This is a genomic window from Empedobacter stercoris (assembly GCF_020281205.1).
In the GTDB taxonomy this organism is placed as follows: domain Bacteria; phylum Bacteroidota; class Bacteroidia; order Flavobacteriales; family Weeksellaceae; genus Empedobacter; species Empedobacter stercoris.
The window spans coordinates 1-14,079 of record NZ_JACXZC010000001.1; the positions used below are offsets into that span (position 1 = coordinate 1).

19 protein-coding genes are annotated in these 14,079 nt (G+C 31.2%); 11 read left to right on the forward strand and 8 right to left on the reverse strand.

The features are described from left to right. The 5 genes from IF125_RS00005 to IF125_RS00025 form a co-directional block, all read left to right on the forward strand. Positions 1–332, forward strand: a 332-nt coding sequence (locus tag IF125_RS00005; RefSeq protein WP_225541088.1) for an IS1 family transposase, incomplete at its 5' end; no start/stop codon positions are given. A gap of 205 nt (positions 333–537) precedes the next feature. After that, positions 538–696 (forward strand): type II toxin-antitoxin system RelE/ParE family toxin, encoded by a 159-nt coding sequence (locus IF125_RS00010; protein ID WP_225539852.1) that lies wholly within the window; start codon positions 538–540, stop codon positions 694–696. Between the two features lie 147 nt (positions 697–843). Then, positions 844–1,128 carry an addiction module antidote protein gene (locus IF125_RS00015; protein ID WP_225541089.1) on the forward strand — a complete coding sequence of 95 codons (285 nt, stop codon included), beginning with the start codon at positions 844–846 and terminating at the stop codon, positions 1,126–1,128. 363 nt (positions 1,129–1,491) lie between these two features. Continuing rightward, positions 1,492–2,331 carry an RHS repeat-associated core domain-containing protein gene (locus IF125_RS00020; RefSeq protein WP_225541224.1) on the forward strand — a complete coding sequence of 280 codons (840 nt, stop codon included), beginning with the start codon at positions 1,492–1,494 and terminating at the stop codon, positions 2,329–2,331. After that, positions 2,318–2,713 (forward strand): hypothetical protein, encoded by a 396-nt coding sequence (locus IF125_RS00025; RefSeq protein ID WP_225541090.1) that lies wholly within the window; start codon positions 2,318–2,320, stop codon positions 2,711–2,713. Before IF125_RS00020 ends, IF125_RS00025 begins: the two co-directional genes overlap by 14 nt. Before the next feature lie 205 nt (positions 2,714–2,918). Here IF125_RS00025 and IF125_RS00030 read toward each other — a convergent pair whose 3' ends face one another. Then, positions 2,919–3,245 carry a Spy/CpxP family protein refolding chaperone gene (locus IF125_RS00030; protein WP_188319199.1) on the reverse strand — a complete coding sequence of 109 codons (327 nt, stop codon included), beginning with the start codon at positions 3,243–3,245 and terminating at the stop codon, positions 2,919–2,921. 237 nt (positions 3,246–3,482) lie between these two features. On the opposite strand from IF125_RS00030, the gene IF125_RS00035 reads away from it, so the two are divergent. Beyond that, complete coding sequence (locus tag IF125_RS00035; RefSeq protein WP_225541091.1) at positions 3,483–5,990, forward strand: outer membrane beta-barrel family protein; 2,508 nt, start codon at positions 3,483–3,485, stop codon at positions 5,988–5,990. A gap of 76 nt (positions 5,991–6,066) precedes the next feature. Here IF125_RS00035 and mscL read toward each other — a convergent pair whose 3' ends face one another. The 5 genes from mscL to IF125_RS00060 form a co-directional block, all read right to left on the reverse strand. Then, the gene (gene mscL / locus IF125_RS00040; protein WP_171621881.1) at positions 6,067–6,453 is read right to left on the reverse strand and encodes a large-conductance mechanosensitive channel protein MscL; all 387 of its coding nucleotides are present in this window, start codon (positions 6,451–6,453) and stop codon (positions 6,067–6,069) included. Positions 6,454–6,485: 32 nt separating this feature from the next. After that, positions 6,486–7,382, reverse strand: coding sequence for a prolipoprotein diacylglyceryl transferase (gene lgt / locus IF125_RS00045; RefSeq protein ID WP_225539856.1), 897 nt, complete (start codon positions 7,380–7,382; stop codon positions 6,486–6,488). Beyond that, positions 7,382–7,615: a membrane protein insertion efficiency factor YidD gene (gene yidD / locus IF125_RS00050; protein ID WP_171621883.1), complete on the reverse strand. Its 234-nt coding sequence runs from the start codon at positions 7,613–7,615 to the stop codon at positions 7,382–7,384. The genes lgt and yidD overlap by 1 nt, the downstream gene beginning before the upstream one ends. A gap of 98 nt (positions 7,616–7,713) precedes the next feature. Then, on the reverse strand, positions 7,714–8,205 hold the full coding sequence (locus IF125_RS00055; RefSeq protein WP_225541092.1) for a thioredoxin family protein: 492 nt from the start codon (positions 8,203–8,205) through the stop codon (positions 7,714–7,716). Positions 8,206–8,278: 73 nt separating this feature from the next. Further along, complete coding sequence (locus tag IF125_RS00060; RefSeq protein ID WP_225539857.1) at positions 8,279–8,683, reverse strand: hypothetical protein; 405 nt, start codon at positions 8,681–8,683, stop codon at positions 8,279–8,281. Positions 8,684–8,797: 114 nt separating this feature from the next. On the opposite strand from IF125_RS00060, the gene IF125_RS00065 reads away from it, so the two are divergent. The 3 genes from IF125_RS00065 (at position 8,798) to IF125_RS00075 (ending at position 11,008) form a co-directional block, all read left to right on the forward strand. Next, positions 8,798–10,078 (forward strand): replication-associated recombination protein A, encoded by a 1,281-nt coding sequence (locus IF125_RS00065; protein WP_225541093.1) that lies wholly within the window; start codon positions 8,798–8,800, stop codon positions 10,076–10,078. Between the two features lie 155 nt (positions 10,079–10,233). Next, complete coding sequence (locus tag IF125_RS00070) at positions 10,234–10,653, forward strand: type II 3-dehydroquinate dehydratase (RefSeq protein ID WP_225541094.1); 420 nt, start codon at positions 10,234–10,236, stop codon at positions 10,651–10,653. A gap of 31 nt (positions 10,654–10,684) precedes the next feature. Then, positions 10,685–11,008 (forward strand): hypothetical protein, encoded by a 324-nt coding sequence (locus tag IF125_RS00075; RefSeq protein ID WP_171621888.1) that lies wholly within the window; start codon positions 10,685–10,687, stop codon positions 11,006–11,008. A 32-nt stretch (positions 11,009–11,040) separates the two neighbouring features. Here IF125_RS00075 and yihA read toward each other — a convergent pair whose 3' ends face one another. Continuing rightward, entirely contained in the window at positions 11,041–11,673 is a 633-nt protein-coding gene (gene yihA, locus IF125_RS00080; RefSeq protein ID WP_225541095.1) for a ribosome biogenesis GTP-binding protein YihA/YsxC, read from the reverse strand. Positions 11,674–11,675: 2 nt separating this feature from the next. Beyond that, complete coding sequence (locus tag IF125_RS00085; RefSeq protein WP_171621890.1) at positions 11,676–12,458, reverse strand: alpha/beta fold hydrolase; 783 nt, start codon at positions 12,456–12,458, stop codon at positions 11,676–11,678. A 261-nt stretch (positions 12,459–12,719) separates the two neighbouring features. Here IF125_RS00085 and mraZ point away from each other — a divergent pair, with 261 nt between their 5' ends. Further along, entirely contained in the window at positions 12,720–13,181 is a 462-nt protein-coding gene (gene mraZ / locus IF125_RS00090) for a division/cell wall cluster transcriptional repressor MraZ (protein WP_225541096.1), read from the forward strand. Then, positions 13,174–14,079, forward strand: coding sequence for a 16S rRNA (cytosine(1402)-N(4))-methyltransferase RsmH (gene rsmH / locus IF125_RS00095; protein WP_225541098.1), 906 nt, complete (start codon positions 13,174–13,176; stop codon positions 14,077–14,079). Before mraZ ends, rsmH begins: the two co-directional genes overlap by 8 nt.

Genomic DNA, 14,079 nt, shown 5'->3' on the forward strand with positions numbered 1-14,079 from the left:
TAAAGCCACTTTGGATCACCTATACCTTTTCACTTCAAACTAGAAAAATTCATACTTTTCATGTCGGTTATCGAACAATAGAGATCTTCAAAAAACTCCTTAACCCTATCATTCAAACAAAACCAACAAAGATTTATACCGATAAACTCAATACTTATCGGTTAGTTATTCCTTCTGCACTTCATTCAACCAGGTTTCGATCTACCAATCATATCGAAAGAAATCACCTTAGTTTACGTACTCATCTGAAACGATTAAACCGAAAAACCATTTGTTACACAAAAAATATGGATATTCTATCCGCTATCCTAACCATTTATTTTTGGGGTTGAACTACCAGACTATTTATCCAAATAAATCAATCTTACTAAAATTTTATAACACCTTTTATGTAAAATAGAAAAACAAAGCCTCCAAATGGAGGTTTTTTTTATGATTTGTAATTTAAGATTATGTTTAGTAGATATATTGTTTAAAATACAATTTTTTATATCCTTAAAAATCATTAAATTTGTATCCAAGTGAATACAAAAAGAAATGTACTTTATTGAAAAAACTACTGATTTTGATAAATGGTTTTGTAAGTTAAAAGACTTACGAGCAAAGGCTAAAATTTTAGTTAGAATTCAAAAATTAGAAAAAGAAGAACACTTTGGAGATTGTGAACCTGTTGGCAATGGAATTCGAGAATTATAGATCAACTATGCTAAAGGATATAGAGTGTATTTCAAAGAAATGGATGGTAAAATAGTAATTCTGCTTATCGGAGGAGATAAATCTACTCAACAAAAAGATATTGAGAAAGCTAAAGAAATATGGGATAAATTAAAAAAATAAAGAAACATGGAAACATCAAAATTTGATATAGCCGATTATTTAGATAGTAATGAAATGATTGCTGAATACTTAAATGCAGTCTTAGAAGATGGTAATGAAAATGAAATCATCACTGCTATTGGAAACATTGCAAAAGCAATTGGAATGACTAAAATAGCAGAAGAAACAGGTCTTAGTCGTCCAAGTTTATATAAAGCTTTATCTGATGGATCAAAACCTCAATTTGGAACTATAATGAAAGTTTTAAAAGCTGTGGGAGGACAAATACAAGTAAATCCTATTCATGCTTAATAGATAAATATAGACCTCCTAATTGGAGGTTTTTTAATGCCCTATAATGAACGGAATTTCTTACCTTATTTTTTGCTGGCGTAAATGAACGGGGAGCGCGGAGTGAATGTCTTTTTGTATCAAAAAGTAGGACAGCAGAAAAGAAGGGCAAAATAAAAACCGAAAAATGGCTTGGCTTATCCTTTAAAAAAACTTTTTTTTCAATTGAAATTTACTATATTTGAGTGATAATGAGGCGTTCATTAAAAGAGATGTAGACTTGGAAATTTGAAGTGTATAGGGATGTAGGAATACAAATACAACGATTATAGAGAAAAAAGTTTTGAGTAAACTTTTAGCGAATATACCGCACGAAGTGCTGAACTGCAAGATGAATTAAACCTTAATTTATACGACTACGGCGCACGAAACTACGACCCAGCCATAGGACGTTGGTTCAACATCGATCCATTGGCGGTTAGATATGTGGATAATTCACCATACAATTATACATTAAATAACCCTGTTTATTTTATTGATCCGGATGGCATGCAAGTAGATGGACCAGGTGATGAAGATGAACCTATTGAGCTTCAAGAAGCTGTTGTTACTGCTCTATCTCCAACAACAAAAGCGAAAAGAGAAATTAGCGAATTATTTAATATTCCTTTCCAAGATATAAGTTCAATAGAAAATTCAGCATTAAAAAGTTATGCAAATTTATTTAATGATCCAAATGCAACCAAATGGTATTTAGAAATGCATAATGGAGAATTATCTAAAAGTATTGATAATGCTATTTTAGGTACTACTATTACTATTATTATGTTACCAGTAGCTGTTAAATACGGTACAATTGTCTTAATTAAATATGGAGCAGATGTTATTATGCAGGCTACTATTTCTAAAACTTTAACAGGTGAATATCAAGTTAATTTTATAAATGCAGCTATAGGAAGTATTGTACCAGGCAATTTTAGTCCTATAGCTACAGAAGCTTCACAAGTTGGTCAGAATATTTTTAATGGTAGAGAAAATAATTTAACAGAAAGTCTATTAAAGGTTGGAACAGGTTATTTAGGTAATGGTTTAGGGAAATTAGGCGAAGGTACTAGTGTTTTTGGGGATAAATTATCACCACTAATTAATGAAGGTTTACAGTCATTTCATAATAATTTACAATCTACATTTATTGAAAAAGAGTTTGAAAATGAAAAAAAATAATATACTTATTATAATCTCAATATTGTTATTAATATTAACTATTATATATTCTAATAATAGGTATATAAAAAAAGAAAAAAATACATATCAAAATGCTTATTATACTATTGCTAACATAGATAAATATGTTGTGGAAACACGGACTAGATACTACATTTATTCTTATAGATTTAATAAAATTAAATACCATGGACAAAAGAAGTCAAATGGTAAGCTTGATAAAGGAATTAAAAAAATAGTTATGTTTAATAAGAATAAGATATCAGAATCTTTTCTGTTTGAAAATACAATTATTCCTGAAGAATATTTAAATAAAGATACAATATGGACAACTCCTCCTAATTTTATAGATTCAGAAGATTTAAATTTTTTGAATGATTAGGGGAATTATTACAACCCAATACTTACAGTAACATAAAAGGCAAATGTTGGTTTGCTTTTTTTAAACAATATTCTTCGACACTTGTTCGAAGAAATAGACTATTTTATCATTCAAAAAAATAGAGGATAAAACAGGACGTATACCTTATTGCATAAACTGTAATTTGTCGCCAATAATAATCAATAGGTCAATAGAAAAGGAGCTATTAATTAGCTCCTTTTCTATTTTGATGTCTTTTGTTGTGTAACTCTTTTAATGTGGCGCGCTGTTCTGGCGTAAAAACATTATTGATTTCATTAAATTCTTTTTGACGAACTTCTCTCATTTTCTTTTTCAATTCAAGTTTTTCATCAACATAACTGTCTTCAATTTGTTTTATTTTGATGACTTGTGCATCTGTCAAATTCAAATCTTTTTTTAATTGTTGTAGTTTTTGCTCTCTCGAACCTTCTTTTCTATCTTGCGCTGATGCAGTTGTTAAAGTGAAAGCAATTAATCCCAAACCTAAATATTTATAAAATGCTGTTCTCATAATTATCAACTTTTACTGTTTATTTTCTCTTAAGACATCAAATAACAAAAAAGGTTTAATCTAAGTTTTGTTAAATTTTTAATCGAATAATACAATAACTTATAAAAGATTGTAACAATAATAGTTGAATTACGACAAATTTTTTTGAATATTTTTTATTATGAATTAAACCTTTTTGAAAAAGGTTTGTCTAATAAGTTGTAAAATTTAGAACTACGTAAAAGAAAAATTGAACAAATGAGGTTAAGAAATTTATTTGCTCTAATGTTTATTTGTGTTTGTGCAAGTTTGAATGCACAAGAACTTTTAAAAATTAGAGGTAAAGTCTTGTCGAGCGACAACAAACCTGTAGAGTACACTACAATATCGCTTGAAAGTACTGAAGAAGGGGTTGTAGCCGAAGGTGCTACAGATGCAAAAGGTGATTTTGTGGTAGAAGCACAAGCAGGAGAATATATTTTGGTCATAGAACCAATGGGGTATGATGTGATAGAAAAGCAACTTAGCTTAACATCAGCTTTAGATTTAGGAACTTTTTCTGTGAAAGGTTCTCAAACTGTTTCTTTAGATGCCGCTGTTGTAACGGCAGAAAAACCAATCTACAAAGTAGAATTAGATAAGAAAGTTTATGACATGGCAAACGACCCGATGTCACAAGGTCAATCGTTGTCAGACGCTTTAGCGAATGTGCCATCTGTACAAGTTGACGCCGAAGGTAACGTTTCACTTCGTGGAAATGATAATGTCAAATTTTTGATTGATGGTAAACCATCAGGTATGTTAGGTGTTTCGAGTGTAGCAGATGCTTTAAAGAATATTCCGGCAGAAAATGTAGAACGTATCGAGTTGGTGACAAATCCATCGGCGCGTTATGAAGCTTCTGGTTCGGCAGGGATTATTAATATTGTCTTGAAAAAAGGATCGAATGCTGGTTTTAATGGTTCTGTAACTTTGAATGGAGGGATTCCAACCATGATTGGAGGAAATGTGAACTTAAATTATAAAACGAAAAAATACAATATCTACACAACTTTAGGATCTCGTTATGCGGATCGAGAAGGAGAAGGTTCGGCTTTTATGACAAGTTTTAATAAAGGTACTGATGTCGTAAAACAATACAGATCAACGGATCGTGATAACAATAGAATTAGAAGAAATTATAATATTCGTTTAGGTGGTGAATATTATTTAGATGATAAAAACACAGTAGGTTTATCGGCTGGTTATCGTTATAATAATGGAAATAATAACGCATTGGTTGATTATAATTATTTTGATAATGCGATGACTTTCTTGAAAAATGAGTATAATCTTCAAGATGAAAAAGAAATCGAGAATAACTTTGATTTTGATTTAAACTACAAACATGAGTTTGATAAAAAAGGACACGAGTTTGTTTTCACAGGTCGATTCTCAAGTCAAAAAGAAGATGAAGATGGTTTGGTTAAAGGGTTAACAAAAAGATTTGACAATACAACAAATTCGTATGTTGATGAGTTTTCAAATCGTATTACAGATAATTTAGAAGATCAGAAAAATGTTGTCATAACAGCAGATTATGTACGTCCAATTGGAGAAAAAGGGAAGTTCGAATTGGGAGCTCGTGCAGATTTTAGTGATACAAAAACAAATAATAGAACTTATTTCTTAGAAGATAATGGCAATTATGTGGAAGACGATAGGTTTTTTGCAAATGTAGATAACCAACAAAATGTATTAGCCGCTTATACACAATACGGAAATGCGATTGGAGAAAAGTTCCAATATTTTGCAGGTTTACGCGTGGAAAGTTCTGATATGAAAATTAAGAATTATACGACAGGAGAAAACATCTCTAAAAAATACACAGATTTATTTCCAACGTTAACATTAAACTATAAGTTTACGGATAAAAACGAGATGCAATTAAGTTATTCTCGTCGTGTTCGTCGTCCAATGGGATTCATGTTAATGCCTTTCTTCTCTGCTACAGACGATAGAAATGTAAGAAACGGAAATCCAGATCTTAATCCTACCTATACAAACTCTTTAGAGTTATCTTATATTGCTTCTGTGGGTAAATTAATGGTTACACCAAGTTTATTTTACCAAAGAACAACAGATATGATTAACCAGTTTCAACGTAAAAATATCAACGATAACGGAGAAGATGTATTCATTACAAAGCCTATAAATGTAGGTGAAGAAGATCGTTATGGATTAGATTTAACAGCAACTTATAAACCTGCAAGATGGTGGAATTTGATGTTGAATGTGAATTTATTTGGATACAAAAGAACAGGATATTACGAAGAAACGAATGAAATAAAAGATCCTGAAACAGGAATTGTTTCTACTCAAGTAGACGCACAAGATTTTTCTGGTGACGGATTTAGTTCTCGAGGACGCTTATCATCTAACTTTACTTTACCAGCAGATTTCAAAATTCAAGTTGCTGGAAATTACATGGGAAGTATGAAAACCGCGCAACAAAAAATTGAAGATAACTTGTCAATGGATTTTTCTTTATCAAAAGATTTATTTAATAAACAAGCTACTTTATCTTTAAATGTACGTGACGTTTTTAATTCAAGAAAACGTGAAATGACACAATACGGATCGGATTATATTAATTATCAAAGTATGCGTTGGATGAAACGTTCGATTAATTTATCGTTTACTTATCGTTTCAAGAACACAAATGAAAAAGATAGAAATAGACAACGTCCTGAAGCAGAAGAGATGGGAGAAGAAATGCAAATGTAGGCAGCTTCTTAGGTTGTTATAGATCATAAAAAAAGGTTCGCATTTGCGAACCTTTTTTTATAAAATCAAGCCAAAATTAAGATTTGTTTTTCAACAAATCACGAATTTCAGCCAATAATTCTTCTTGTGTTGGACCAGCAGGCGCTTCTTCTGCAGGCGCTTCTTCTCTTTTTAATTTATTGATTCCTTTAATCATTACAAATAAAGCGAAAGCAACAATTATGAACGATATTGAAGCTGATATGAACATACCGTATTTAATTGCAGTACCCGGAATTACTAATTCAGCTAAATTGTTTAATTGTAATTTTTCTAATGTTGGAGTTAAGATTGCTGGAGTAATAATGTCTTCTACCAAAGAAGTTACAATTTTACCAAAAGCACCACCGATCACTACACCGACAGCTAAATCTACTACGTTACCTTTTACAGCAAACTCTTTAAATTCTTTAAAAAATCCCATAAGTTTAAATTTATTTCAAAAGTTTATAATATTTAATTTGGTTGATTGGTATCTAATCTATTTTTAGAAGAGATGAATAAGTAAAGACCGATTAACATAAATGGAATACTTAAAATTTGGCCATTGTTTAGCCCAATGTTTATAGCTTCGGCAACAGCTTCTTCGCCTTGGTTTTCTTTGAAAAACTCAACAACAAATCGGACTAAAAATAATAAAAATAAGAACACACCTAACATAGCGCCAAGATATTTTCTTTTATCTGTTTTATGATACATATAAAGCATGATAAAGCCTAATATAAAATAGCCAATTGCTTCATAAATTTGAGCTGGATGACGAGGAATAATTTCTCCATATCCTAAACTTTGTTGATGAAACTTTACTGCCCATGGTAAATCGGATGCTTTTCCAACGATTTCAGAATTATAAAAGTTTCCAATTCGAACAGCTGCTCCGCCAAATGGAACAACAACTGCCATTCTATCTAACAACCATAAGACATTACGATGCAAATATTTTCGACTAAATAAATACGAAGTTAATATTACTCCCAATGCAGCACCATGACTTGCTAATCCGCTAAATCCTACAAATTCGTAATTTTGTAATAAACCAAAAAAAGCACTTTCTCCTGGAGCGTGTTGTACAGGTAAAAAGACCTCGATAGGTTTTTCTATAAAAGCAGAAGGATCATAAAATAAATATTCTCCCAATCTTGCTCCCGCAATTGCTCCGATAAAAGTATATAAGAATAAAGGATCAAGTAATTCTTTTTTCTGATTTTCTTTTTTGAAAATGTTTGACATCAAATACCAACCTACAACAAAGGCTAATATCCAGCACAAGCTGTAAATGTGTACTTTGAATCCACCTACTTCAAATAAATAAGGTGTTGGATCCCAATCGATAAACGAAATTAAGTTAAGCATTAATTTTTCTTTTTAGGTACAGGGTCATATCCATGTCCTCCCCAAGGGTGACAACGACCAATTCTTTTAGTTCCGAGCCACAAACCTTTCAATAAACCATGTTCTTTTAATGCTTCAATCATATACGATGAGCAAGTTGGTTGATACCTACAATTACTTCCCATCCACGGAGAAATTGCTAATTGATAAAATCGAACCAATAAAATAAATGGTTTTACCAAAAAATTGTTCATCTCGCAAAGTTAATCAATAACAGAAATAAAAAAGAATCAATCCAAAAGATTTATACTTTGCAGATTGATTCTTAAAAACAATAATCGTATTATAAAAACTATTTTTTAATATAGCTTGCAGGATCTAAAGCTTTGTACGACCAGTTTTGTAAAAACTCTAAAACCACTTTCGGATCATGACCTTTTGCTTCTTTGCTTTCTAAATAAGCAGAGTTTTGCGTATGAATCAAGTTTCCTTTCTCATCTAAGATTACAAAAACAGGAAAACCAAAACGCTCTGGATGTTTCAAAGCAGCTAATGTTTCTTCATTTTTATTATTTTTCGAATAATTCACATGAACGACTTCGTAATTATTCGCGATATAATTTTTTACTTCTTCATTTTCTTTTGTCAACTTATCAAACATAATACACCAAGCACACCAATTTCCACCAACTTGTAACAAAATATGTTTCTTTTCAGCAGAAGCCTTCTGTACAGCATTCGCAATATCTACTTTAGGATTCGCTTCTTCATTATAAATTTTTGGCTTTTCTGTTTGTTGACCAAATACAAAGCTCAACGATAGCATCATTAAGCTAAAAAACATGGTTAATTTTTTCATTTCAAATTCTAAATATTAATTCGAATTTACAATAAAAAATTATGCCGAAATATTTTTTCTACGAATTAATGATATTGTAGCATGAATTTAGTTTTTCTTGAACCGAATTTATTTCACCATTTTTTTCATTTCGTTTAATTTGATTAATCAAATTGATAGAGAATTTAGATTCAAATTCTAATCGATCTAATTCGATCTCATAAAAATTAATTTGATGATGAATTTGCTTAAAATAGTAATTTACCAACTCCGTGTACATTAATTTAAGCTCTTGATTCACTTTGATAAATTCTACGAACTCTTGCAATTCAATCAAAAAATCAACCATTTGCTTGTTGATTTCAGTTTGCTTATCATTTAGTTCAATTTTCTTTAAATAATCAGTTGATAAAGCAATTTTATCACCCAAAAGTTGGTGCTTTCTTGTTAAAATCAAAGCACATTCTAACGCTTTCTTCATCATGTTTAATTTTTATTCTATGACAAAGAAAATAGATTCAAAAGCCAAAATATGTCGCTTAAAAAATCATTCAATTTGGCAAAACATTCGTTAACTTTGAAGTCTAAATAGGATTTTATGAATACGCCTTTAGCCGAAAGAATGCGTCCCAAAACGCTCGAGGAATACATTAATCAGAAACATTTGGTAGGAAATAATGGTCCGATTAAAATGATGTTGCAACATGATATGATTGCTTCGATGATTTTTTGGGGACCTCCAGGAACTGGAAAAACAACACTTGCTCAATTAATTTCTGAATTAACAGATCGTCCTTTTTATACATTAAGTGCGATAAATTCTGGCGTGAAAGAAGTGCGCGAAGTGATCGAAAAGGCGAAGAGTCAAAATTTATTCTCAGGAACAAAAAATCCAATTCTATTTATTGATGAAATTCATCGTTTTAATAAATCGCAACAAGATAGTTTATTAGGTGCTGTAGAAACGGGATTGGTGACATTGATTGGCGCTACGACAGAGAACCCAAGTTTCGAAGTGGTACCAGCTTTGCTTTCTCGGGCGCAAGTTTATGTTTTGAAGCATCTTGAAAAGGAAGATTTAATTGATTTAATAGAACGAGCGATAAAAAAAGATAGTATTTTATCGCAATTAGATATAGAATTAATTGAAGCAAATGCGTTGTTACGTTATTCGGGAGGAGATGCAAGAAAATTATTGAATGGGTTAGAACTCGTGATCAATAGTTTTTCTTCAACTGAGAAAATCATCATTAACGATGAAATTGTTCACGAACGTATTCAGCAAAATCTGGCTCGTTACGATAAAACAGGTGAGCAACATTATGATATTATTTCGGCTTTTATAAAATCCATTCGAGGTTCTGATCCAAATGGAGCGGTTTATTGGTTAGCAAGAATGATAGAAGGTGGAGAAGATTTAAAATTTATTGCACGAAGAATGTTGATTTCTGCTTCGGAAGATGTAGGAAATGCAAATCCAACTGCGTTGATTTTAGCAAATAACACATTTCAGGCTGTATCGGTAATTGGTTACCCTGAATCTCGTATTTTATTGAGTCAATGTGCAATCTATTTAGCTAATTCACCTAAAAGTAATGCAACGTATTTAGCAATTGGTAAAGCGCAACAAATTGTAAAACAAACGGGCGATTTACCTGTGCCTTTACATTTGAGAAATGCACCAACTAAGTTGATGAAAGACTTGGATTATGGAAAAGAATATAAATATTCGCACGATTTTCCATGTAATTTTGCTGAACAAGAATTTTTACCTGATGAAATTTCTGGAACAACACTTTACGAACCAGGGAATAATAAGAGAGAATATATAGATAAACAATCACTTAATCAGAAGTGGAAAGGAAAGTATGGCTATTAAAAAAAATCTCAGTTAATTATGATTAACTGAGATTTTTAAGATTTAGATTGGTTACAATCTATAGTATTAGGTTGGTTGCACTATATTTTGCAATTACTATGCCAAAGAGTTAATGAAAATTAAATAAAAACTTAATAAGTTGTAAAATAAAGATAATGAAACAAATACAAATTATAAACGGGCCTAATTTAAATTTACTTGGTGTACGTGAACCAGAAATTTACGGCACACAAACATTTGAAGATTTTTTTATTGAAATGAAAAAACAATTTCCTGACGTTTCATTGCATTATTATCAATCAAATCACGAGGGTGATATTATCGATAAATTGCATGAAGTAGGCTTTGTCTATGATGGAATTATTTTAAATGCGGGTGCGTACACCCATTATTCTTATGCAATTGCAGATGCAATAAAAGCAATTAAAACAAAAGTAATCGAAGTACATATTTCGGATATTTATACACGTGAAGATTTTAGAAAAAATAGTGTGACGGGTGAAAATTGTGAAAAAATTATTTCTGGAAAAGGATTAGCAGGATACAATGAAGCGGTTAACTGTTTTGTGAAATAATGACTTTAATTTGTATAAAGGCTATTTAATTATGAAAAGATTTATTGTAGGTTTAACCATAGGGTTATCAATGATTAGTTGTGATTCTAAATCTGATAAAAATGATGATGGAATGAGAAATCAAGCTTTGTTAGCTTGCGAAACAGAAGCGATAACTTCTGAAATGTCTCCAAAAAAGAAAGAATTAGTTAAAGAGTATTGTAGTTGTGCTACAGATAAAATGTTAGAAGAATTTACCTATGCAGAAATGATGCAAATGAATAATCCATCCAAAGAGTTACAAGATCGATTGATGGAATTTGTAAAACCTTGCTTGCAAGATTTGAAAACGAAATCTGATGAATTAGGAGATTAAATACAAAAAGTCGGAACACAGTTCCGACTTTTTTAATATTCTTTTTTATATTGTTCTTTTTTGAATTCATCTATTAGATGCTCGTTTAAGCTGTCAATGTATCCCAAAATTTCTAATTTACCAATCTTACTCGAAGAAGAACTTGTAAATACTTTGGGTAATTCTTCCCAAGTTTTTAGCAATTCATTTTTATAATGAGTTAAGTTTTTTTGCATTTGTGTACTGGTTAGTTTGTCTAATTTTGTAAACACTATAGCGAAAGGAATTTGTTTGTTTCCAAGCCATTCCATAAACTGTAAATCTATTTTTTGAGGTGAATGACGCGAGTCAATTAATAAAAAAACATTGACTAAGTTTTTACGAAACTCAATGTAATCGTAAATCATTTTATTAAATCCTCCACGAACACCTTTTGGTGCTTTTGCAAAACCATAACCAGGTAAATCAGCTAAATACCAAGTGTCATCCATTTCGAATGTATTGATAAGTTGTGTTTTTCCTGGTGTTGCAGATGTTTTAGCTAATGCTTTTTTGTCTGACAACATATTAATTAATGATGATTTACCTACGTTAGATCGTCCAATAAAAGCATATTCTGGCTTGAATGGAGGAGGACAATCTGTATATTTTTGCGAACTTTTTACGAATTCAGCTTTTTTAATCATATTTATGCTTTAGTAGCTGGATCCAATTGTTTTTCGATCAGCCATTTGTATAAAATTTCGTTAAACATCTCAGGATGTTCCATCATCGGAGCATGTCCACACTTATCAATCCAATAAAGAGAAGCATCAGGCAATTCTTCGTTAAATTCTACCGCAACTTCTGGTGGTGTAACATTGTCTTGTTTCCCCCAAATTAAACAAACAGGAATTTTGATGTCTTTTAAGTCTTCTTTCATGTTAGATTTAATCGCATCTCTGGCAATGTACAACGTTTTGATTGCTTTATTTCTATCGTTTACAGTGTTAAAAACATCATCAACAATTTCCTTTGTAGCAATCATTGGATCATAAAAAACTTCGCGTGTTTTACGTTCTACATATTCGTAGTTACCACGTTTTGGATAGGTTTCACCAAATGATTTCTCATACAAACCAGAACTTCCTGTCAAACAAAGAGCTTTTACATATTCTGGATGTCTATGACACACCATCAAACCAATATGTCCTCCTAAAGAATTTCCTACTAAAATAGCAGGTTCTTTAACGACTTCTTCAATGAAATTTGCAACATGTTTTGCAATATTCTTGATGTTTGTATTAAGAACAGATAAAGAATATAAAGGTAATTCTGGTGCGAAAACTTTATACCCTCTTTGCGCATAATAATTTGTAAGTGAGCTGAAATTGCTAAGTTCACCCATCAAACCGTGAAGTAAAACAATTGGTTGTCCTTCTCCTTCTTCTATGTAAGAGAACTTATCTTTTTTCTTTAAGCTAAAAAACATTTACTCGATATTAAGTCGACAAATTTAATTAATTATATTTTTTAAATAGTGCTTTATCTAAAAAACTTTAATAACTGTGTTTTGTCTGATCTAAAACAAGGTCTATATAAATGTTGAAATTCAAAATAAATAAGGGTTTTACGTGATAAAAACTCTAACTGTTTGATACTAAATTTCAAATTGTTAATAACTATTTCAATAAAAGTGGTAAAAAATGGTAATAAGTGGTAATATTTTTTTTATTTTTGAAAAAATTCTATCATGAATTCATTAATTGGAACATATGAGTGTAAGGTAGATACAAAGGGTAGACTCCCAATACCAGCGGGTTTGAAGAAACAACTTACTGATTGTCTGGAGGATGGCTTTGTGTTGAAGAGATCTGTGTTTCAAAATTGTTTAGAGCTTCATCCGATGAAAGAATGGGAAAAAGTGATGAATGATTTGAACAAATTGAATCGATTTGTGAAAAAAAATAATGATTTCATTCGAATTTTTACGGCTGGATTAAAAATTGTCGAAGTTGATGCGAATGGAAGGTTACAAATCTCAAAAGATTTGGTGAAATTTGCAGAAATTAATAAAGAAGTAGTGCTGAATTCTTCTGTAAATATGATCGAAATTTGGGATAAAGACAAATACGAAGAGTCAATCAATGTTGATGATTTGGATTTTGCTACTTTGGCAGAAGAAGTAATGGGAAATTTAAGTGAAGATGAGTGAGTATCATAATCCAGTGTTATTAAAAGATAGTGTCGATGCATTAATTATTAATGAGTCGGGAATGTATGTAGATTGTACGTTCGGGGGTGGAGGACATTCGCGTGAAATATTAAATCGTTTGGATCAAAACGGAAAATTGTTTTCGTTTGATCAAGATGTTGATGCAATTCGTAATAAAATTGATGATGTTCGATTTGAGTTAGTTGAACAAAACTTTCGATTCTTAAAAAATAATTTAAGATTTCGTGGAGTAAAACAAGTAGATGGTGTTTTAGGTGATTTAGGGGTTTCTTCTCATCAATTTGATACACCAGAACGTGGTTTTTCAACTCGCTTTGATGGAGAGTTGGATATGCGAATGAATCAAAATGCAGCGCTTTCTGCAAAAACAATTATTAATGAATACGAAGAAGAAGAATTGGCGCGTATTTTTTATGATTTTGGAGAATTGCAAGGTTCATATCGTTTAGCGAGAGAAGTTGTCAAAGCAAGAGCGGATAAGCAAATCGAAACGATTGAAGAGTTGAAGCAAGTATTTTCGTTTATTCCTAAAATGAAAGAAAATAAATTTTTTGCTCAAATGTTTCAAGCTTTACGAATCGAAGTGAATGATGAAATGGCTGCGTTAAAAGATATGTTGACACAATGTGGGGAAGTTATTAAGCCAGGAGGGCGTTTGGTTATTATTTCTTATCATTCCTTAGAAGATCGTTTAACAAAACGATACATGAAAAATGGAATGTTCGAAGGAGAACCAGAACGTGATATGTATGGAAATTGGTCAGCGCCATTTAAACCATTGCAATCCAAAGTAATTGTTCCAACACAAGAAGAAATAAATGAAAATCCGAGAGCGCGTAGTGCAAAAATGCGTATTGCAGTTCGAAATGAGGATTAA